Origin of the sequence: Microcella sp. (assembly GCF_046296455.1) — a bacterium.
Classification (GTDB): Bacteria; Actinomycetota; Actinomycetes; order Actinomycetales; family Microbacteriaceae; genus Microcella.
Genome location: NZ_JBKBLF010000031.1, coordinates 1 through 21758, shown reverse-complemented (window position 1 = coordinate 21758; position 21758 = coordinate 1). Strand labels below are relative to the sequence as shown.

16 protein-coding genes are annotated in these 21758 nt (G+C 70.2%); 7 read left to right on the top strand and 9 right to left on the bottom strand.

Translation table 11 applies throughout. The features are described from left to right. Positions 1-95: 95 nt before the first annotated feature. The 5 genes from ACK4HH_RS12205 to ACK4HH_RS12185 form a co-directional block, all read right to left on the bottom strand. Positions 96-1760 carry a GspE/PulE family protein gene (locus tag ACK4HH_RS12205; protein WP_409652339.1) on the bottom strand — a complete coding sequence of 555 codons (1665 nt, stop codon included), beginning with the start codon at positions 1758-1760 and terminating at the stop codon, positions 96-98. A 202-nt stretch (positions 1761-1962) separates the two neighbouring features. Then, entirely contained in the window at positions 1963-2355 is a 393-nt protein-coding gene (locus tag ACK4HH_RS12200) for a type IV pilin protein (protein WP_409652336.1), read from the bottom strand. Positions 2356-2456: 101 nt separating this feature from the next. Continuing rightward, positions 2457-6305, bottom strand: a complete 3849-nt coding sequence (gene rpoC, locus ACK4HH_RS12195) for a DNA-directed RNA polymerase subunit beta' (RefSeq protein WP_409652333.1) — start codon at positions 6303-6305, stop codon at positions 2457-2459. 55 nt (positions 6306-6360) lie between these two features. Then, complete coding sequence (gene rpoB / locus ACK4HH_RS12190) at positions 6361-9852, bottom strand: DNA-directed RNA polymerase subunit beta (RefSeq protein ID WP_409652331.1); 3492 nt, start codon at positions 9850-9852, stop codon at positions 6361-6363. Between the two features lie 341 nt (positions 9853-10193). Further along, positions 10194-11570, bottom strand: coding sequence for an Ig-like domain-containing protein (locus tag ACK4HH_RS12185; protein ID WP_409652328.1), 1377 nt, complete (start codon positions 11568-11570; stop codon positions 10194-10196). 233 nt (positions 11571-11803) lie between these two features. Between ACK4HH_RS12185 and ACK4HH_RS12180 the strand changes: the two genes are divergently transcribed. Beyond that, a complete protein-coding gene (locus ACK4HH_RS12180; protein WP_409652324.1) occupies positions 11804-14503 on the top strand; it encodes a LuxR C-terminal-related transcriptional regulator in 2700 nt (899 codons plus the stop codon). Here the strand turns inward: ACK4HH_RS12180 and ACK4HH_RS12175 are convergent. Continuing rightward, positions 14470-14838 carry a group I truncated hemoglobin gene (locus ACK4HH_RS12175; protein ID WP_409652321.1) on the bottom strand — a complete coding sequence of 123 codons (369 nt, stop codon included), beginning with the start codon at positions 14836-14838 and terminating at the stop codon, positions 14470-14472. The genes ACK4HH_RS12180 and ACK4HH_RS12175 overlap by 34 nt on opposite strands. Before the next feature lie 143 nt (positions 14839-14981). Between ACK4HH_RS12175 and ACK4HH_RS12170 the strand changes: the two genes are divergently transcribed. Continuing rightward, complete coding sequence (locus tag ACK4HH_RS12170; RefSeq protein WP_409652318.1) at positions 14982-15854, top strand: spermidine synthase; 873 nt, start codon at positions 14982-14984, stop codon at positions 15852-15854. Here the strand turns inward: ACK4HH_RS12170 and ACK4HH_RS12165 are convergent. Then, positions 15820-16218: a group I truncated hemoglobin gene (locus tag ACK4HH_RS12165; RefSeq protein WP_409652315.1), complete on the bottom strand. Its 399-nt coding sequence runs from the start codon at positions 16216-16218 to the stop codon at positions 15820-15822. The genes ACK4HH_RS12170 and ACK4HH_RS12165 overlap by 35 nt on opposite strands. A gap of 114 nt (positions 16219-16332) precedes the next feature. Between ACK4HH_RS12165 and ACK4HH_RS12160 the strand changes: the two genes are divergently transcribed. Both ACK4HH_RS12160 and ACK4HH_RS12155 read left to right on the top strand, forming a co-directional pair. Continuing rightward, positions 16333-17502 (top strand): PQQ-dependent sugar dehydrogenase, encoded by a 1170-nt coding sequence (locus tag ACK4HH_RS12160; RefSeq protein WP_409652312.1) that lies wholly within the window; start codon positions 16333-16335, stop codon positions 17500-17502. A 41-nt stretch (positions 17503-17543) separates the two neighbouring features. Then, positions 17544-18005: a SprT-like domain-containing protein gene (locus ACK4HH_RS12155; protein WP_409652309.1), complete on the top strand. Its 462-nt coding sequence runs from the start codon at positions 17544-17546 to the stop codon at positions 18003-18005. Positions 18006-18035: 30 nt separating this feature from the next. Here the strand turns inward: ACK4HH_RS12155 and ACK4HH_RS12150 are convergent, their stop codons facing one another. Next, on the bottom strand, positions 18036-18338 hold the full coding sequence (locus tag ACK4HH_RS12150) for a DUF427 domain-containing protein (RefSeq protein WP_409652306.1): 303 nt from the start codon (positions 18336-18338) through the stop codon (positions 18036-18038). A 43-nt stretch (positions 18339-18381) separates the two neighbouring features. Next, positions 18382-18945, bottom strand: coding sequence for a hypothetical protein (locus ACK4HH_RS12145; RefSeq protein WP_409652303.1), 564 nt, complete (start codon positions 18943-18945; stop codon positions 18382-18384). 35 nt (positions 18946-18980) lie between these two features. On the opposite strand from ACK4HH_RS12145, the gene ACK4HH_RS12140 reads away from it, so the two are divergent. From ACK4HH_RS12140 to ACK4HH_RS12130, 3 genes are all read left to right on the top strand, one after another. Then, positions 18981-19496 (top strand): hypothetical protein, encoded by a 516-nt coding sequence (locus ACK4HH_RS12140; RefSeq protein WP_409652301.1) that lies wholly within the window; start codon positions 18981-18983, stop codon positions 19494-19496. Next, positions 19493-20164 (top strand): DUF1684 domain-containing protein, encoded by a 672-nt coding sequence (locus tag ACK4HH_RS12135; RefSeq protein ID WP_409652298.1) that lies wholly within the window; start codon positions 19493-19495, stop codon positions 20162-20164. Before ACK4HH_RS12140 ends, ACK4HH_RS12135 begins: the two co-directional genes overlap by 4 nt. Positions 20165-20430: 266 nt before the next feature. After that, positions 20431-21758: DEAD/DEAH box helicase (locus ACK4HH_RS12130; protein WP_409652296.1), on the top strand; the 1328-nt coding region annotated here is incomplete at its 3' end.

Sequence of the window (21758 nt, the reverse complement as noted above, 5' to 3'; positions counted from 1 at the left end):
TGTGTCCCCCTTGGGGGGGGACCGCGTCGCCACCCCCTTCCTCTTTGGGGGGGCCGCCGCGCCCCCCGACGCGGCCGCGCAACGAGCGCGTGTCGTCAAGCGACCACGCGCAGGACCTCTTCGATCGAGGTCATGCCGGCGCGAACCTTCGCCCAGCCGTCTTGCCGCAGCGTCAGCATTCCCTGCTGCGTCGCGGTGTGCATGATCTCGGCGCTCGAGGCACGAGCGACGGCGAGCCGCTCGATCTCTTCGGTCACGTACATGACCTCGTGCAGCGCGAGGCGTCCGCGGTACCCGGTTCCCGAGCAGGCCGAGCAGCCGACCGCGTGGTAGAACCGCGGGTTGATCTCGTCGTCTCGCCGACCGAACCCGAGGTTGTCGAGATGGCCGAGCTCGTACTCCTGCAGCTGCTTGCACCGGTCGCAGAGCTTGCGGGCCAGGCGCTGGGCGACGACGCAGTCGAGGGCCGAGCCGACCAGGAAGGGCTCGATGTCCATCTCGATGAGTCGCGTGATGGCGCTCGGCGCATCGTTGGTGTGCAGCGTCGAGAGCACGAGGTGACCCGTGAGCGAGGCCTCGATCGCGATCTGGGCGGTCTCTTGGTCGCGGATCTCACCGATGAGCACGACGTCGGGGTCGGACCGGAGGATGCTGCGCAACGCGCTCGCGAAGGTGAGCCCGGCCTTCGGGTTGACCTGCACCTGGTTGATGCCCGCCATGCGGTATTCGACCGGGTCTTCGACCGTGATCACGTTGATCTCGGGCCGGGCGACCGCGTGCAAGGTCGTGTAGAGCGTCGTCGACTTGCCCGAACCGGTCGGCCCCGTCACGAGGATCATGCCGTAGGGCTTCGTGTACGAGTTGCGGTAGACCGTGAGGTTGCGGTCGAGCATGCCGAGGTCGCCGATGTCGCGACGCGTGGCGTTGTTGTCGAGGATGCGCATGACGACCTTCTCGCCCCACACGGTCGGCAGGGTCGCGACACGCAGGTCGATCACCTGGCCGCCGTGCTGCACCGACATGCGGCCGTCCTGCGGCCGCCGGCGCTCGGCGATGTTGATGTCGCTCATGATCTTGAGGCGCGAGATGACGCCGTTCTGAATGTTCTTGGGCGCCTGCTGCACATCGTGCAGCACTCCGTCGATGCGGTAGCGAACCCGCATCTCGAACTCGCCGGGCTCGATGTGGATGTCAGACGCGAGGTCTTGGATCGCCTGGCCGATGATGAGGTTCACGAAGCGCACGATCGGGGCGTCGTCGGCGTCGGCCTCGCGCAGCGCGACCTCGTCGGTCTGGCTCGGCGTCGACTCCTCTTGAATCGCGGTCGAGAGGTCGCTCAGCTCGCTGTCGGCGCGGTGCAGCCGGTTGATGGCCGCGACGAGGTCGTTCTTCTCCGCGACGACCGCGACGACGTGCATACGGGTGAGGGCGCGCACGTCGTCCATCGCGAGCACGTCGCCGGGCTCGACCATCGCGAGCGTGATGGTCGTGGCGGTGGCATGGATGGGCAGGATGTTGTGCCGGCGGCAGAGCTGGGCCGGCACGAGCGCCACGGCGGCACGGTCGACGGGGTACTCGGCGAGCTCGACGAACGAGAGCCCGGCGACCTCGGCCTTGGCCGATGCGACCTGCGAGGAGCTGACGAGGCCGCGCTCGATGAGATCTCCGACGACGGCGTCATCGCCCTCGTCGCGCACCTTGTCGAGCGTCTCGATGGGCAGCAGCCCACGGATGATGAGTACTTCGCTCACGGATACCACAGCAGAACCCTCCCCCCTGGACGCTCGCCACCCGACGATGGGGGGCTTGCACGGACTGCCTGACCGTCACGGTACGACACGCCGTACTGCCGACAATAGTCCCGCGTTCGGGGGTAGTCCACACCAGTCACATTGATCACATGAGCCACAGCCGGTCGGCGGGACTCACCGTGTATTCGAACCGGAGGGCGGCCCGGTTGGGTCACGGGACAACGAGCGAGCCGTCGGGCGCGCAACTGGCGCCTGAAACGGGAGCGTTCCGCTGGGTGACGGCCCACGGCTCGTCGACGAGGGCGTGCACGCCCTGGATGCAGAAGTCGGTTCCCGAACCGGTCAACGCCAGCGTCATCTCGCCGTCGCCGTGCGCCTCGAGGATCTCGTCGAGCTCGGATCCGGCCGGGAGGGCCTCCTCCTCAACGATGACGAGCGCCACCTCGAGGCGTGCGGTCGCGAGAGCCGCCTGGAGGGCTGCAGCACGGGCCTGATCCAGAGTGGCGAGGAAGATCGGCACGGCGATCGCCGCGAGGATGCCGATGATGACCATGACGACCACGAGTTCGACGAGCGTGAACCCCGCATCCCGAATCGATCTCATGAGCGATAGTCAAGCGCACAAGGCGGCGCGGGTCTGCCCCCATAACGAGTGCGCCCGCGGAGCCTGGCGGCTTCGCGGGCGCACTCGGTGCGGGTTCGTGCCTAGTTGTACGTGCCCGGCGTGTAGTCGTCGCTCGAGAACGTGTCGAAGTCGACGAACGACAGGTCGGCCTCGGTCAAGGCGGTGTCGTCGGCGAAGATGCGGTTGGGGTACCGCTCGGCCTTCGCCTCCTCTGTCGCCTCGACCGTGACGTTGCGGTACGCGGGCAGACCGGTACCGGCCGGGATCAGCTTGCCGATGATCACGTTCTCCTTGAGGCCCAGCAGCGGGTCGCGCTTGCCCTCCATGGCCGCCTGCGTGAGCACGCGGGTGGTCTCTTGGAAGGACGCGGCCGACAGCCACGACTCGGTGGCGAGCGAGGCCTTGGTGATACCCATGACCTCCTGGCGGGCCGAGGCGGTCTTCTTGCCCTCGGCCAGCGCGGCGCGGTTGATCTGGTTGTACTTCGAACGGTCGACGAGCTCACCCGGCAGCAGCTCGGTCTCGCCGTGATCGACGACCGTGACCTTGCGCAGCATCTGGCGCACGATGACCTCGAGGTGCTTGTCGTGGATCGGCACGCCCTGCGAGCGGTAGACCCCCTGCACGCCCTCGACGAGGTGCTGCTGAACGGCGCGCACGCCCTTGACGCGCAGCACCTCCTTCGGGTCGACGGTGCCGACGAAGATCTGGTGACCCAGCTCGACGTGCTGGCCGTCCTCCACGAGCAGGCGCGCGCGCTTCGAGACGACGTACGCGACCTCGTCTTCGCCGTTGTCGGGCGTGAGCACGATCTTCAACTGCGCACCGCTGTCGTCGATGCTGATGCGACCGGCGCTCTCGGCGATCGGGCTCGCGCCCTTCGGCGTGCGCGCCTCGAACAGCTCGGTGACGCGGGGCAGACCCTGCGTGATGTCGGCCGCAGAGGCCGAACCACCGGTGTGGAAGGTGCGCATCGTGAGCTGCGTGCCGGGCTCGCCGATCGACTGCGCCGCGATGATGCCGACGGCCTCACCGAGGTCGACGCGCGTACCGGTGGCCAGCGAGCGGCCGTAGCAGGCGGCGCAGACGCCGACCGCCGACTCGCACGTGAGCACCGAGCGCACCTTGATCTCGGCGACGCCCGCAGCGACGAGCTCGTCGATCAGCACGTCGCCGACATCGGCGCCGGCCTGCGCGACGATCTCGCCCGAGGCGCTGACGGCGTCGGTCGCGAGCGTGCGCGCGAACACCAGGTTCTCGACGTTGTCGTCGCGCACCCAGCCCCCGTCGACCGCGTGCGCGATGGTGAAGTCGAGGCCCTTGCCCGTGCCGCAGTCCTCTTCGCGGATGATGACGTCCTGCGCCACGTCGACGAGTCGACGGGTCAGGTAGCCCGAGTCGGCCGTGCGCAGAGCGGTGTCGGCCAGACCCTTGCGGGCACCGTGCGTGGCGATGAAGTACTCCGCCACCGACAGGCCCTCGCGGTACGAGTTGATGATCGGGCGGGCGATGATCTCACCGCGCGGGTTCGACACCAGACCGCGCATACCGGCGATGTTGCCGACCTGCAGCCAGTTGCCTCGGGCACCCGAGGTGACCATGCGGTTGATCGTGTTGTCGGCCGGGAAGTTGGCGCGCATCTCGTCGTTGACGGCCTTCGTGCCCTCCGTCCACAGCTCGACGAGCTCGCGGCGCCGTTCGTCATCGGTCGTCAGACCCTTGTCGAACTGCCCCTGGATCTTCGCGGCCTTCTTCTCGTACTCCGCGACGATCTGCTTCTTCTTCGGCGGGGTCAGAACGTCGCTGAGCGCCACCGTCACGCCCGAGCGGGTCGCCCAGTAGAAGCCGGCGTCTTTCACCTTGTCGAGCGTCGCGGCGACGACCGTCTTCGGGTAGCGCTCGGCGAGGTCGTTCACGATCTGCGAGATCGCTCCCTTGTCGGCCACAGCATCCACGAACGGGTAGTCGGCGGGCAGCTGCTCGTTGAAGAGCGCGCGACCGAGGGTCGTCTCGCGCAGCTCGCGGCCGTCGGCGAACTTCTCGCCGTAGAGGCGGATGCGCACCGGGGCGTTGAGGTGAAGCGAGCCCTGATCCATGGCCATGATCGCCTCGGCGACCGACGAGAACGCGCGGCCCTCGCCAGCAGCGCCCTCGCGCACGGTCGTGAGGTGGTGCAGACCGATGATCATGTCCTGCGTCGGAACCGTCACCGGGCGGCCGTCGGACGGCTTCAGGATGTTGTTCGACGCGAGCATGAGGATGCGGGCCTCGGCCTGCGCCTCGACCGACAGCGGAAGGTGCACGGCCATCTGGTCGCCGTCGAAGTCGGCGTTGAACGCCGCGCAGACGAGCGGGTGCAGCTGGATGGCCTTGCCCTCGACGAGCTGCGGCTCGAAGGCCTGGATGCCGAGTCGGTGCAGCGTGGGCGCGCGGTTCAGCAGCACAGGGCGCTCGCGGATGATCTCTTCGAGCACGTCCCACACCTGCGGGCGCGACCGCTCGACCATGCGCTTCGCGCTCTTGATGTTCTGCGCGTGGCCCAGGTCGATGAGGCGCTTGATGACGAACGGCTTGAACAGCTCGAGCGCCATGAGCTTCGGCAGGCCGCACTGGTGCAGCTTGAGCTGCGGGCCGACGACGATGACCGAACGGCCCGAGTAGTCGACGCGCTTGCCGAGCAGGTTCTGGCGGAACCGGCCCTGCTTGCCCTTGAGCATGTCGCTGAGCGACTTGAGCGCGCGGTTGCCGGTGCCCGTGACCGGACGACCGCGGCGGCCGTTGTCGAACAGCGCGTCGACGGCCTCCTGCAGCATGCGCTTCTCGTTGTTGACGATGATCTCGGGTGCACCGAGGTCGAGCAGACGACGAAGACGGTTGTTGCGGTTGATCACGCGGCGGTACAGGTCGTTGAGGTCGGAGGTCGCGAAGCGGCCGCCGTCGAGCTGCACCATCGGGCGCAGCTCGGGCGGGATCACCGGCACGACATCGAGCACCATCGCGGCCGGCGAGTTGCCGGTCTGCAGGAAGGAGTTGACGACCTTCAGGCGCTTGATGGCGCGGATCTTCTTCTGACCCTTGCCCGTGGCGATCTGCTCGTGCAGCAGCTCGCTCTCGGCGGCCAGGTCGAAGGCCTCGAGGCGCTTCTTGATGGCCTCGGCGCCCATGTGGGCCTCGAAGTACAGGCCGAAGCGGTCCTGCAGCTCTTGGAATACCGAGTCCTCCGGCTTGAGGTCGCCGACCTTGAGGGTGCGGAAGTCCTCCCACACACGCTCGAGCTGAGCGATCTGCTCGTCGAACGACTTGCGGATCTGCCCCATCTCTTTCTCCCCAGCGTCTTTCACCTTGCGCTTCTGGTCGGCCTTGGCGCCCTCGGCCTCGAGCTCGGCGAGCTCGGTCTCGAGACGCTGCATGCGCGTCGCGATGCCGGCGTCGCGCTGGCCCTCGAGGGTCTTGATCTCGAGGCGCAGCTCGTTCTCGAGCCCGGGCAGATCGGCGTGGCGGCCGTCTTCATCGATCGAGATGACCATGTAGGCGGCGAAGTAGATGACCTTCTCGAGGTCTTTCGGCGCCATGTCGAGCAGGTAGCCGAGGCGGCTCGGCACACCCTTGAAGTACCAGATGTGCGTGACCGGAGCGGCGAGCTCGATGTGGCCCATGCGCTCGCGGCGCACGGAGGACTTGGTGACCTCCACGCCGCAGCGCTCGCACACGATGCCCTTGAAGCGCACCCGCTTGTACTTGCCGCACGAGCACTCCCAGTCGCGGGAGGGCCCGAAGATCTGCTCGCCGAACAGGCCGTCCTTCTCGGGCTTGAGCGTGCGGTAGTTGATCGTCTCCGGCTTCTTCACCTCACCGTGCGACCAGCGACGGATGTCGTCGGCGGTCGCGAGGCCGATGCGGAGCTCATCGAAAGTTTTTGCGTCGAGCACAGATTTCTCTTCTCTTACTTGCAGTCGTCAGCGTTGTGCGAGTACGGGGCCCGGATCAGATCTCGTCGATCGACGAGGACTCGAAGCGGGTGGAGATGTTGATGCCCAGCTCTTCAGCGGCACGGAAGACCTCGTCGTCCGTGTCTTTCAGGCTGAGCACGGAGCCGTCGGCCGAGAGGACCTCGACGTTCAGGCACAGCGACTGCATCTCTTTGATCAGCACCTTGAAGCTCTCGGGGATACCGGGCTCCTGGATGTTCTCGGCCTTGACGATCGCCTCGTACACCTTGACGCGGCCGAGGATGTCGTCGGACTTGATCGTGAGCAGCTCTTGCAGCGCGTAGGCCGCGCCGTACGCCTCGAGGGCCCACACCTCCATCTCGCCGAACCGCTGGCCGCCGAACTGGGCCTTACCGCCCAGGGGCTGCTGCGTGATCATCGAGTAGGGGCCTGTCGAGCGCGCGTGGATCTTGTCGTCGACGAGGTGGTGGAGCTTGAGGATGTACATGTAGCCGACCGAGATCGGGTCGGGGAAGGGCTCGCCCGAGCGGCCGTCGAAGAGACGCGCTTTTCCGGTCGAGTCGATCATGCGCACACCGTCGCGGTTCGGCAGAGTCGAGTCGAGCAGACCGGCGATCTCGTCCTCGCGCGCGCCGTCGAACACGGGCGTCGCGATCTTCGTACCGGGAGCAGCCTCGCGAGCGTTCGCGGGAATGCCCTCGGCCCACTCGGGTGCGCCATCGATCTTCCAGCCGCGCGATGCGGCCCAGCCCATGTGGATCTCGAGCACCTGGCCGAAGTTCATGCGGCCGGGGACGCCGAGCGGGTTGAGCACGATGTCGACGGGGGTGCCGTCTTCGAGGAACGGCATGTCCTCCACCGGCAGGATCTTCGAGATGACGCCCTTGTTGCCGTGGCGGCCGGCGAGCTTGTCGCCCTCGGAGATCTTGCGCTTCTGGGCGATGTAGACGACCACGCGCTGGTTGACGCCCGAGCCGAGCTCGTCGTCGCCGTCCTGCGCGTCGAACACCTTGACGCCGATGATCGTGCCCTGCTCGCCGTGAGGAACCTTGAGCGAGGTGTCGCGCACCTCGCGCGACTTCTCGTTGAAGATCGCGCGCAGCAGGCGCTCCTCGGCCGAGAGCTCGGTCTCGCCCTTGGGCGTGACCTTGCCGACGAGGATGTCGCCGGGGCGCACCTCGGCGCCGATGCGGATGATGCCGCGCTCATCGAGGTCGGCCAGCAGCTCGGGGCTCACGTTCGGCAGATCACGGGTGATCTCTTCTTTTCCGAGCTTCGTGTCGCGAGCATCCACCTCGTACTCCTCGATGTGGATCGACGACAGCGTGTCGTCCTTCACGAGGTTCTGGCTGAGGATGATCGCGTCTTCGAAGTTGTGGCCCTCCCACGACATGAACGCGACGAGCAGGTTCTTGCCGAGCGCGAGCTCGCCGTTCTCGGTGGCCGGGCCATCGGCGATGACCTCGCCGACCTCGACCCGGTCGCCCGCGCTCACGACGACGCGGTGGTTGTAGTTCGTGCCCTGGTTCGAGCGGTCGAACTTGCGCAAGAAGTAGTCCTGCGTGCCGCCCTCGTCGAGCTGCACCGTCACCGAGTCGGCCGAGACCGAGGCGACGACACCGGCCGCCGTGGCGGTGATGACATCGCCGGCGTCGACAGCCGCGTAGCTCTCCATGCCGGTGCCGACGAGCGGCGACTCCGAGCGCAGCAGCGGAACGGCCTGACGCTGCATGTTGGCACCCATGAGGGCGCGGTTCGCGTCGTCGTGCTCGAGGAACGGGATCAGCGAGGTCGCGACCGATACCATCTGGCGCGGCGAGACGTCCATGTAGTCGACCTGCTCCGACGGAACGAGCTCGACCTCGCCGCCCTTGCGGCGCACGAGCACACGCTCTTCGGCGAACGAGCCGTCTTTGTTGAGCGGCGCGCCGGCCTGAGCGACGACGTGGTCGTCTTCTTCGCTCGCGGTCAGGTAGTCGATCGTGGCCGTGACCTTGCCCTTGGTGACGCGGCGGTACGGGGTCTCGATGAAGCCGAACGCGTTGATGCGCGCGAACGAGGCGAGCGAGCCGATGAGGCCGATGTTCGGGCCTTCGGGGGTCTCGATCGGGCACATGCGGCCGTAGTGCGAGGGGTGCACGTCGCGCACCTCGACACCGGCGCGCTCGCGGCTCAGACCACCCGGGCCGAGCGCCGACAGGCGGCGCTTGTGGGTGAGGCCCGCGAGCGGGTTGTTCTGGTCCATGAACTGGCTCAGCTGCGAGGTGCCGAAGAACTCTTTGATCGCGGCAACGACGGGGCGCACGTTGATCAGGGTCTGCGGCGTGATCGCCTCGATGTCTTGCGTCGTCATGCGCTCGCGCACCACGCGCTCCATGCGGCTGAGGCCCGTGCGCACCTGGTTCTGGATGAGCTCGCCCACGGCGCGGATGCGGCGGTTGCCGAAGTGGTCGATGTCGTCGACATCGAGACGCAGCTCGACGGGCTTGCCGTCGCGCTGACCGGGCAGGGTCGTGCGCGACTCGTGCAGCGAGACCATGTAACGGATCGTCGCGACGATGTCGTCGACGCTCAGCACCGACTCGGCGAGCGGCGCGTCGAGACCGAGCTTGCGGTTAAGCTTGTACCGGCCCACCTTCGCGAGGTCGTAGCGCTTCGGGTTGAAGTAGAAGTTGTCGAGCAGCGCACGCGCGGCCTCGGCAGCGACCTGCTCGCCCGGGCGCAGCTTGCGATAGATGTCTTTGAGCGCCTCTTCTTTGGTGAGGATGGCGTCTTTCTCGAGCGTCTGCTCGATCGACTCGAAGCCGGCGAACTTCTCGCGGATCTCTTCGGTCGTCAGGCCGAGAGCCTTGAGGAACACCGTGACCGACTGCTTGCGCTTGCGGTCGATGCGCACGCCGACCTGGTCGCGCTTGTCGACCTCGAACTCGAGCCAGGCGCCGCGGCTGGGGATGATGCGCGCGGTGTAGACGTCTTTATCAGTCGTCTTGTCGAGCTGGCGCTCGAAGTAGACACCGGGCGAGCGCACGAGCTGCGACACGACGACGCGCTCGGTGCCGTTGATGATGAAGGTGCCCTTCTCGGTCATGAGCGGGAAGTCGCCCATGAAGACCGTCTGGGTCTTGATCTCGCCCGTCATGTGGTTCATGAACTCGGCCTCGACGTAGAGCGGGGCGGCGTAGGTCTTGCCGCGCTCTTTGCACTCGTCGATCGAGTACTTCTGCTCTTCGAGGTAGGGGTTCGTGAACGAGAGCTGCATCGTCTCGCCGAGGTCTTCGATGGGCGAGATCTCTTCGAAGATCTCTTCGAGCCCGCTGTGCGTCGGCACGTCGGTGCGGCCAGCGGCCTGCGCCTCGGCGAGCCGAGCCTTCCAGGCGTCGTTGCCGACGAGCCAGTCGAAGCTCTCGGTCTGCAGGGCGAGCAGATCGGGAACGGTCAGCGTGTCGCTGATCTTGGCGAAAGAGAGCCGCGATGCGGTGCGGCCGTTCTTGGGGGACTGGTTCTTAGCGGTGCGCGCAGCAGCCAAGGATCTAACCTCCGTGGGCACAAAGGCCCGGATTCTGTCGGTCGTCGACAGGTGAGTGCGGTCGAATGGACGCGCCGGACCCGCGGGGATTCCGTGCAATCGGAATCCACCCCGCCGCTATACTCGGGGCACGATCGCCGCCCGCCATATGGCGGCTGATCAGACATGGGAGCGCAAACCTCAATACTAGGCGTGCTCGCCCCGCCGTGTCCAGTCCGATTCTTGACCTATTGCGGTCGCTGCGCTATAACCGTGCGCCTGTGCGCCGGCAGGGGCATGCGCAGACGCGTGAGGGGCGGGATGCTCGCGATGAGCATCCCGCCCCTTCAGGGTCGTCGGCGCTAGGCGGCCGGGCCGCGGCGCAGGCGCGGAGCCATGAGCCCGAGCCCCAGCAGAATCGCCAGGAGCGCGCCCCAGCCGATGCCCTGAGCGAGCTCGTCGGCGCCCGTCTGGGCGAGACCGTCGCGGCCGGGCGTGGCCGCGTACTCCGGCTGACCGGGCTCGTCGACCGGCGCACCCGGGTCGCTCGGCAGCGGCAGGGTCGGGATCGTCGGCGAACCGGGCTGGTCGACCGGCTCGTCACCGGGCTCGTCGGCGGGCTCGTCGCACTCGACCGTGTTTCCGCTGATGCTCGCGAAGAGCGTGACCGTTGCGGGCTCGCTCGTCACCGCGCCGTCGCCGGCGACGTACGTGAACGTCAGCACGTCGCAGAAGTCGGCCGGTGCCGTCCAGGTGAACGATCCGTCGGCGAGCAGGGCGAATGCGCCGGATGCGGGCTCGGAGTACGAGACGACCTCGAAGCCGGTGCCGGCCGAGTGCTGGTCGTTCGCGAGCAGGCCCTGCATCGCGCTGCGGCTGTACGACTGCCCGGGCTCGACGAAGAACAGGTCGTCGGTCGCGGTGATCGTCGCCACCGGGTCGGCGCACGGCAGGTAGGCGCCGCTGGCATCGGCCGAGGCCCGCAGCTGCACCGTCGTCAGGTTGCCCGCATCGATGCCGTCGAAGGGCCGGTACTGCAGGTCGAACGTGCCGCAGAAGTCGGCCGGTACGCTCCATTCGATCGAGCCGTCGGTGGCCAGGGTGAAGTCACCGGGAAGCCCGTACAGCCACTGCACCGTGATCGGGTCGCCGTCGGCGTCGGTGGCGTTGGCGAGCACGACCGAACCGGGCAGCGAGTACTGCTGACCCGGGGTCACGTAGTACCAGTCGTCGACGCCGACCGGCGGGGTGTTGGGGGCGGGCCCCGGCTCCGGCTCGGGCTCCGGCTGCGGCTCGGCACCTCCGGCGGGGGTCACGGTGATCTTGGCCGAGACCTGCGAGCTGAGCACGCCCTCGGCGTCGATCACCATGTAGTGCACGAAGTCGTCGCCGACGAATCCGGGGGGCGAGGTGTAGGTGAAGGCGCCCGTCGTCCAGTTGACCGAGCCAGTGCCCCAGTTGGGCGAGGTGAACTGACCGATCGTCACGGCCGACTCGGCGTCGATGTCGTTCGCGAGCAGTCCGGGTGCCGGCACCGTCAGCGTCACGCCGGTCTCGACGGTGAACGACTCGGGCACAGCGATCGGGGCGGTGTTCTCGGCGGCGTGAGCACTCGAGGTCGAGCCGGCGAACGCCGTCGCCGGCGCGAGCACAACCGCAGCGAAGGCGGCGAGGATGCGCGGAACAGGACGGTGGTGCGGGGGGATCTCGGCGGGGAGCGCCGGGGCGGTGAGGGACATGATGATCGCTTTCGTTCGGGGGAAGGAGGGGGGTGGAGCGGGAGGTCGGTCTCGCCGAGGTTCGGCGTGGTTCCAGAGTCGCGAAAGCCCGCCTCGGGCAGATGGGCAACGGTTGCTCAACTCGTGGCGATCGATTACTCATGCGCCCCTCCCCCGGTGCGACGAACGCTGAGTACACTTCGGATCAGCGCCGATCTGGCGCTGTCGGTTGTCGCGAAGGACCGCATCCGCTGATGAGCTCTCCCCCTGCCGAGTCGCTCGTCGCGCGCGCCGACGGCCTCTGGCCGCTCGTCGGCCGAGCTGCCCTCGTGGCGCAGGCTCGGGCGGCGCTCGAGTCGGGGCGCATCGCGCTCGTTGTGCTCTCGGGCGAAGCAGGCGTCGGCAAGACCCGCCTGGCCAGCGAGGTCACCGAGCAGCTCGAGCGCGAGGGCTGGCGCGGCAACCGCATCGTCGCGAGCGCGAGCCTCTCGGCGGTGCCGCTCGCCGCCCTCATCCCTCTCATGGGGGCGACGCGGCACGACATCGCGCGCATCGGCACCGACACGGCGACGCTCATGGCGTTCGCAGAAGAGCTCGCCGCGCAGCGCAGCGTCGACGGCCCCCTGCTCGTCGTGGTCGACGACCTTCCGCAGCTCGACGCGCTCTCGGTCGCCGTGCTCGCCCAGCTCGCGCTCGGCGGGGCGGTCACGCTGCTCGCGACCGCGCGCGACGGCGAGCCGCTGCCCGAGCCGATGGTGACGCTGTGGACGGCCGACCGCGCGCTCCGCATCCCGATCGCACCGCTCTCGGTCGCCGACGTCGATCAGCTGCTGCCCGTCGTGCTCGGCAACACGGTCGCGCACCAGACTGTCGTCGCCCTGCACGGCGCCTCGGGCGGCAACCCCCTCTTCTTGCGCGAACTCGTCGCGCACGCCCAAGCGACCTGCTCGCTCACCGAGCACCACGGGTCATGGGTGCTGCAGGGAACCCCGGGCGGTTCGACCGCGCTCGGCGAGCTCATCGCGAGCCGCCTGAGCGGCCTCGCCCCAGCGCACCTCGAGGTCATGCAACGCCTCGCCGTGTGCCAGTCGGTGCCGCTGACGCACATCGTCGAACCCGAGCTGCGCGCGGCACTCGGCGAGCTCGAGCAGCAGCAGCTCGTGCAGCTGCGCTCAGAAGCGGGGCGGTTCATCGCCACGATCGCCCACCCGCAGTATGCGGCGGCGATGCAGGCGCGGGTTGCCACGTTGCGACGCATCGACCTGCTTCTGGATCACGCGGCCCGGGCCGAGGCATCGCCCGAGCGCGAGCTCGATGCCGTGCGCATCGCGACCTGGCGGCTCGACGCGGGGGCCCCCGGCGACGCCGCGTTCCTCGGCGACGCCGCACGGCTCGCACTGCTCACCGAAGACTTCGAGCTCGTCTCGCGACTCGCGACGGCGGCCGAGCAGTCGGGAACCGTCGACACCGAGCTGCTGCTGATCCACGCGGATGCCCTCACGAAGCTCGGACGCGTCGACGACGCCCTGCTCGCGCTCGCCCGGGCTCGCGACCTCGACGACGCCGCGCCCCTCGACCAGCACCGCACCGCCCGCATCCTCACCATGACGACGACCGCCCTCATCACGGTGAGCGGCCGGTTCGACGAGGCGCTCGCCCTGCTCGAAGGAGCCCCCGAGCGCTTGCCCGACGCAGCCCGGCGCCTTCGGCAGGCTCGCGCGCGCATCCTCGTCGGTCTCGAACGGCCGCGCGAGGCACTCGCCGAGCTCGAGCTGATCACCGGGGGATCGAGCGCCGCCGAGCAGGCCGAGCTCGACCTCAACAGCGCCGTGCCTTTCGTCGCCCTCGGCCGCACGGACGACGCGCTGCGCACGACCGAGCGCGCGCTCGCCGCGGCCCGCCTGCACGACTCGTCGATCCCTCTGCGCGTCGCGTACCTCATGCGCGCCGTCACGCTCGCGCAGGCCTGCCGCCTCGACGAGGCCAAAGACTTCGCGACCGATGCGCTGAGAGAGGCGATCGAGCTCGACGACGAGCTGCGCGGTCGGCAGGCCGAGTTCACGCTCGCCGCCGTCATGCTCGCCATGGGGCGCCTCGAGACCTCGGCGCGCTGGCTGAAAGACGTGATCGCGGGCGCTCGAGCGCGCGGACCCGCGGGCTACGAGCCGCTCGGCCGAGGAGTGCTCGCGCGCGTGCGCGCACAGCAGGGGCTCATCGCTGAAGCGCGCCAGGTGCTCGCGGGGGTTCCCGAGGCCATGATCGAGGACGACTCGCTGCTGCTGCTGGGCTGGGCCTGGGTCGAGGCGGTCGGCGGCAACGCCGCAGCGGCCCGCGAGCGCCTCGAGCTGCGCACCCGGCAGCGGATGGAATCGGGCGACCTCGACTTCGCGAGCATTCTCGCCCTCGATCTCGCGCGCCTCGGCGACGCGGCGACGGCCGCGACCCTGCTCGAGAGCATGCTCGCCGAAGCCGACTCGCCGGTCGTGCGGCTGCGGGCCCGCACGGCCCGGGCCATGGCGAGCGCCGATCTCGAGGGCCTCGCCGAGGTCGGCGCAGAGTGGGAGCGGCACGGCTACCTGCTGCACGCGGCCGAGTCGCTCGCGCTCGCCGCCGACGCCGCCCGGCGTGACGGTCGCGCGCGCGACGCGGCTCAGTTCGTCGGGCGCGCACGGGCGATCGCCGAGCGCACCGAGGGCGCATCCACCGCTCCTCTGCACTTCGGCACCGAGCTCGAACCGCTGACGGCGCGCGAGCGCGAGATCGCGACGCTCGCGGCCCGCGGCATGGCGAGCAACGACATCGCCGGGCGCCTGTTTCTCTCGCCGCGCACCGTCAACAACCACCTGCAGTCGGCATACACCAAGCTCGGCGTTCGGCGCCGGGGCGAGCTCGCCGGGGCGCTCGGACTGAGCGCGGGCGATCAGGCGTTCGCGTTGGCCGACTCGACGACCTGAGCGCGCAGCGGCTGCAGGCCGGCGACGATCTCGGCGACCTGCGTGTGCGCGAGGCCGACGTCGAGCAGGGCGTAGGCGAGGTGCTCGGTGACGGCGTCGAAGGCGTCGTCGGTGATGGCCAGGCCCGCATGGGCGCCGCTCATCGACCGCCCCGAGAACAGGTCGGGCCCGCCGAGAGCGACCGTGAGGAACGCCCGCTGGTGGGCCATCAGCCGATCGAGGTCGACGGCCGCGAACCAGGGCGCGAGCGCCTCGTCAGCGGTGACGCGGTGGTAGAAGACGGTGACGGCCGTGCGGATCGCGGGGGCACCGCCGATGTCGTCGTACAGGCTCACCGGTGCTCCCTTCTCGCCGGGCCGCTCCCGAACCCCTCCAGTCTGCCGCGGGCCGGGCACGGGGCACAGGTCGCGCATTACTCATTTTCGCCGAGCATCGCTCACGGTGCCGGCCGCCTGTGCGGTGTGGCACGCTGTCGAGCATGACCGCCGCCGCCGAACTGCGCCTGCCGAGCGGGCTGCGCGCCGTCATCGAGCCCGACCGCTGGGCCGACGGCAGCTACACCCTCGTCGTCGACGGCACGCCCCAGTCGCACGTCGATCTCGACGACCCGAGCCGGCTGTTCTTCGAGTACGTGCAGCGCATCGGCCACGTGATCGACGAGTGGGGCGACCCCGGGCAGCCGATGACGGCCCTGCACCTCGGGGCGGGGGCGCTCACCCTGCCGCGCTACATCCACGCCACGCGGCCCGGATCACGCCAGCAGGTCATCGAGCTCGACGAGGCGCTCGTCGGCTTCGTGCGCGAGCACTTGCCGCTGCCGGCACGCTCCGGCATCCGGGTTCGCTACGGGGATGCTCGCGCCATGCTCGCGCGGCTGCCGGCCGCCCTGCACGGCGCCGTCGACCTCGTCGTCGTCGACGTGTTCAGCGGAGCACGCATTCCCGCCCACGTCACGAGCGTCGAGTTCTACCGCGAGGTCGCCGCCTTTCTCGCCCCCGGAGGCATCGTCGCCGTCAACGTGGCCGATGGACCGGGCCTCGCGTTCGCGCGCGGCCAGGCGGCGACGCTGCGGCTCGTGCTCGACGACGTGGCGGCACTCGCCGAGACGAGCGTGCTCAAGGGGCGCCGGTTCGGCAACGTCGTGCTCATCGCCTCGGCACGCGGACTGCCGCTCGACTGGATGCCGCCGCTCATGGCGCGGGGTCCCCACCCCGCCGCGGTCGTGGCGGGGCGCGAGCTCGTCAACTGGATCGCGGGCGCGGCCATCGTGAGCGATCAGACGGCGGTGCCTTCGCCCGCCCCCTCGACGAGCCTGTTCACGCGATCCGGTCGGGATCGCCCGGTCGACTGATGGAGCCCGACGCGCCCGCGACGATAACGGGCCGCAGCCGCGCGAGAAGGTCGCGCACATCGTCGGCCGCCGCGGCCCCCGCCGAGACCGCCGCGAGCGATTCGTCGGCGATCGCGAGGAACCGGTCAAACTGCGCATCGTCGATGCCGACGTGACGGTGTGCGTCGCGCAGTCCGCGCCCGGCGTACTGCTCGGGGCCGCCGAGCACGGCGGCGAAGTAGTGCTCGCGGTGCCGCTGCAGCCCTGCCCCGTCGACCCCGACGAACATCGGCCCGAGCTCGGGGTCGGCCAGCAGCCGGCGGTCGAGCTCATCGACGAACCGGCTGATGCCCGGCTCACCGCCCAGCGCCTCGAACAACGACATCGACGACCTTTCCTCACGTGTCTCGCCGACAGTACACCCTGCGCGGCGATGCACACCGTGCGCCCAGGAGCACGCGGCATCCTCGAGAGCAGATCATCGTGGGGAGGAGGGTCGATGCGCCGATCATCGCCTCGTGCCGCGCGCGCGACCACCGTCGCCGCCGCCCTCATCACGACCCTCGCGCTCACCGCGTGCGCCGCGGCCGGGCCGGCGCCCGCGCCGAGCGGGCTCGCTCCGCTCGGCTCACCCACCCCGAGCGAGCCCGCCGCCGAGCCGCCCGCGACGCCGGAGCCGCTCGCCGTTCTCGCCCCGACCGGCGACCTGACGGTGCTGGCCTCGGGCCTGCGCGCGCCCTGGTCGATCGTGCCGGTCGCGACCGGCTCGGTGTTCGTCAGCGAGCGCGACACCGCGCGGATTCTCGAACTCTCGCCGTCGGGCCAGGTCGCTGTCGTCGGCACCGTGCCCGGCGTCGTTCCCGGGGGCGAGGGCGGGCTGCTCGGTCTCGCCGCGCGCGACGAGGGCACTGCCTACCTCTACGCGTACTACACGGCCGCAACAGACAACCGCATCGTGCGCATGCCGGTCACGGGCACACCCGGGCAGTACCGGTTGGGTGCCCCCGAGGTGTTGCTCTCGGGCATCCCGAAGGCCCGCACGCACAACGGCGGCCGCCTCGCGTTCGGCCCCGACGGGATGCTCTACGCGACCACCGGCGATGCGCAGCAGACCGCGCGGGCGCAAGACCCCGGGTCGCTCGCCGGCAAGATTCTGCGCATGACGCCGGACGGCGCCGTACCGGCCGACAACCCGACCGCCGGCTCGTACGTCTACTCGCTCGGGCACCGCAACCCCCAGGGCATCGCCTTCGACGCCGACGGCCAGTTGTGGGCCGCCGAGTTCGGCCAGAACACGTGGGATGAGCTCAACCGCATCGTGCCCGGCGGCAACTACGGCTGGCCGATCGTCGAGGGTGCCGACGGTGCGGGAGGCTTCCGCGACCCCGTCCAGCAGTGGGCGACGAGCGCGGCGAGCCCGAGCGGCATCGCGATCGTCGAGGGCACGCTCTTCATGACCGGGCTACGGGGGCAGCGGCTGTGGGGCGTCGATCTCGCCGACCCGAGCGGCAGCCGCGCGCACTTCGTCGACCGGCTCGGGCGCATCCGGGATGCGGTGGCGACCGCGGACGGCCGCCTGCTCATCGTGACCAACAACACCGATGGTCGCGGCGAGCCCGGCCCCGACGACGACCGCCTGCTGGTCGTGCAGCTCGCGCCGCGCGGCTGAGCGTCGCGGCCGCGTCGGGGGTGCCGCCTACCATCGAGGGCGTGAGCGATCTCGAGCGGGTGCGGCACTGGGCGAACGCCCTGCTGGCGCTGCACCTCGACGCGAGCTGGAGCTTCGACTTCGACCGCGCCACCCGCCGCGCCGGCCTGTGCGACTTTCGGCGCAAGCGCATCACGGTCTCGCGCCACCTCGCCGAGCGCTTCGACGACGACGCCATCCACCAGACGCTGCTGCACGAGGTCGCCCACGCGCTCGCCGGCCCGGGAACGGGCCATGGGGCCGAGTGGCGGCGCATCGCGCGCGAGCTCGGCTACGTCGGCGGCGTCACGCACGACGGCCCGATCGCCGACGACCGCGCGCGCTGGCGCGGGTCGTGCCCGCGGGGGCACGAGTTCGTTCGGTTCCGCCGGCCCGGGCGCGAGGTCTCGTGCGGCCGCTGCTCGCGCGCGTTCAGCCGTGCCGCGCTCATCACGTGGCACGAGCGGCAGGCCGCGGCCGGCTGAGCCGGCCGCGCGCCCGTCGCTCCTCGCTGCCTACTCCGAGACGCTGACCTCTTTCCAGAAGGCCACGTAGTTGCTGAAGTCTTTGCCGACGCGCTCGATGCCGCTCGGGTACGGGGTCGGGTAGCTCCACGCGCGGTCGGGCAGCGCCTGGCCGTCGACCGTCACGGTGAAGTACTGGCACTCGCCCTTCCAGGGGCAGGTGTAGGGGGTCGGGCTCTGCGAAAGAAAGCCGTCGACGATGCTCGACGGCGGAAAGTACCAGTTGCCCTCGATCTTGATGAGCTCGCTCTCGGGAGCCTCGGCGATGACGGTGCCGTTGACGTGAGCCTTCATGGGTCCTCCTGCGGTCGAGTGGTGCCGGTTCTTCGGCACAACCTCAGGCTGGCAGGTCGAATTCCCGCAGCACCACGAGTTCGGGCGATTCCCAGCGCGCCCGCGCCGCGCTCACGGCGTCCGAGCCCTCGCTCGCGGCGAGCATCCTGCCCCCGACCGAGGCACTGAGCATGTGGGCGACGGCGCCGCGCAGCCCCTGGAAGCCGGCCGCCGCGACGGCCGCCTCGGGGCTCGTGGCGTCGATGCCGACCGCGCCGAGCGCGTCGATCACGGCGCCGGCGAGCAGGTGGTCCTCGACCGGGATGCCCTCCGGCGCCTGCACCGGCGCCCCCGCCGCGACGACCGCGACCATCGTGCGCTCGCCGCGCGCGGCCTGCAGGTCGAGCAGCCGCCGCGCGATGGCGGATGCCGCGCCGCAGCGCGCGTCGATGACCTCGAGGTGCGGCGGCAGGGCATCCACCGGCACGGGCTCGGTCGCGAGGCCGTCGCACCACACCAGCAGGTGGGCCGAGCCGCCGATGCGGCGAGCGCCGTCGAGCCCGACGTCGAAGCGCACCTGGTAGCGCTGCTGCTCGTCGGGGGCGGAGGCATCGAGTGGGCCGGTCACAGGTCGATCGTATCGACGTGCCGCAGACTGGGCGCATGCGCGTGCGACTCGATCTGCTGCTCGACTGCCCGGCTGATGCGGCGTGGGAGGCCCTGCACTCCCCCGCGGTGTTCCGACAGGTGTCGGGGCCCATCACGACGGCCGAGTCGCTCGAGCCCGGAGGATTCCCCGACCGGTGGCCGGGCGGCGAGCACCGCGTGCGGCTGCGCATGCTCGGGGTGCTGCCGATGGGCGCGCAGGTCATCCGTCTGCGCGACGAGACCCTGCTCGACGGCACGCGCGTCGTGCACGACGAGGGCGGGCCGATCAGCGGCGCCATGACGGTCGTCACGTACTGGCACCACCGCATGGCTGTGAGCCCCAACCCGCTGAGCCCCGAGGCGCGCACGCGCTTTCACGACACGCTCGAGGTGCGCGCGGGGCTGCTGACGCCGTTCGCGTGGCTCGGCTTCGCCGTGTTTTGGCGGCTGCGCGGGCGCGCGATCGCGCGGCTCGCGACCGGGTGGGCCGCCCAGTTCGGCCCCGCGAGCGTGCGGGGCGGCGGGGCGTGAGCACCGCATCCGGAGCCCCGACCGGCGCCACCCCCGACCGCGCGGTGAGCGCCCTCGCTGTTGCCGACTGGCGGCGCCGCATCGCCGCGCTCTACGCCGAGCTGCGCGCCGCGACCGACCTGCCCGCCGCGCACGATCACTGGCGGCGCACGCGCGACGAGCTCTTCGCCCACCACCCCGCCTCGCCCCTGCTGCCCGCCGATCGCGAGGCCTTCACGGGACTGCGCGTGAAGCCCTACGACCCGGGGTGGCGGTTCGAGTGCGTGATTCAGGATGCGGATCCTGCGCGCATCGACGTGCAGACCGGCACCGACGGGGTCGTGCCGTTCGAGCGGCTCGGGCTCGTCGAGGTGCCGGGCGTCGGCTCGCTCGACGTGTGGCGGCTCGCCTCGTACGGAGGCGGGCTCTTCGTGCCCGTGCGCGACGCCCTCTCGCGCGTGCCCGGCGGCACCTACGGCGGCGGGCGCTACCTGCTCGACACCGTCAAGGGCGCCGACCTCGGCGGGGGTCGCGCGCCGTGGTCGCTCGTGCTCGATCTCAACTTCGCCTACAACCCCTCGTGCGCCTACGACGAGGCCTGGGCGTGCCCGCTCGCGCCGGCGGGCAACGTCGTCGACGTCGAGATCCCGGTCGGGGAGCGCTACGGCGACGGGCGCCTGGTGCTCTGAGGCCGGTCGTCGGGGCGACCTGCTACGGTTGAGACATAGGCAGAACTGATCTCAGTTCTCCTGCGTCGTAGAACGCTTCCTCATCCCGTCCCCCGCGCACTGACTCGCGCACCGGAACGGTTCGATACTTTCTCACGGCGAACGATGTCGGCCATTGCCGCCGTCGCCACTTCGATTCCTGCTGCTGCGCGTATCCATCGCGCGCACCGCATCCTGACCACGCGGTCGCGGATGCCGGGGATCGCGCTTGCTCGAAAGGCACCACCATGACCACCCAGAACCAGACCTTCAGCGCCCTCGGCGTTCCGTACCCGCTCGTCGAGGTGCTGACCGCGCAGGGCAAGACCGAGGCCTTCCCGATCCAGGTCGACACCCTGCCCGACACGCTCGCCGGGCGCGACGTGCTCGGCCGCGGCAAGACCGGCTCGGGCAAGACCCTCGCCTTCTCCATCCCGATGATCGCGCGCCTCGGCACGCGCCTCGCCGGCGGATCGCGCCGCAAGGGCGCGCCCCTCGGCATGGTGCTCGCGCCGACGCGCGAGCTCGCCACGCAGATCAACGCCGTGCTCGAGCCGCTCGCGAAGGCCTACGGCCTCACGACCACGACGATCTTCGGCGGCGTCTCGCAGCACCGCCAGGTGCAGGCGCTCAACGCGGGCGTCGACATCATCGTCGCGTGCCCCGGCCGCCTCGAAGACCTCATGCAGCAGCGCTTCGTCACCCTCGACGCCGTCGAGATCACCGTGCTCGACGAGGCCGACCACATGGCCGACCTCGGCTTCTTGCCCGGCGTCACGCGCATCATGAAGGCGACGCCGAACGACGGCCAGCGCCTGCTGTTCAGCGCGACCCTCGACAACGGGGTCGACAAGCTCGTCAAGCAGTTCTTGCACAACCCCGTCATGCACTCGGTCGACGAGGCCAACTCGCCCGTCGCCGACATGACGCACCACGTGTTCGAGCTCTCGGGCGCCGACGAGAAGAAGCGCATGATCACCGCGCTCGCCTCGGGCAGCGGCCGCCGCATCCTGTTCATGCGCACCAAGCACACCGCCAAGAAGCTCGCGAAGTCGCTCACCGAGCAGGGCATCCCCGCGGTCGACCTGCACGGCAACCTCTCGCAGCCGGCCCGCGACCGCAACCTCGCCGCGTTCGGCGACGGCAGCGTGCGCGTGCTCGTGGCGACGGATGTCGCGGCGCGCGGCGTGCACGTCGACGACATCGAGCTCGTCATCCACGTCGACCCGCCCATGGAGCACAAGGCGTACCTGCACCGCTCGGGCCGCACGGCCCGTGCCGGCGCCGCGGGCGACGTCGTCACCCTCGTGCTGCCCGAGCAGCGCCGTGACACGGCCGACCTGCTGCGCAAGGCGAGCATTCGCGTGCAGCCCCAGCAGGTCACGACCGAGTCGGCGGCGGTCACGCGCCTGATCGGCGAGGTCGCGCCCCGCGTGGCCGCGCACGAGCTGCCCGCGGTGCTGCAGCGCCAGCCCGAGGGCGGCGGACGCTCGCAGGGCGCCAACGCCCAGCGCAAGCGCGCCAACCGCGACGGGGATGCTGCGCCCTCGCGCGGCGCACGCGGCCAGGGTCGCGG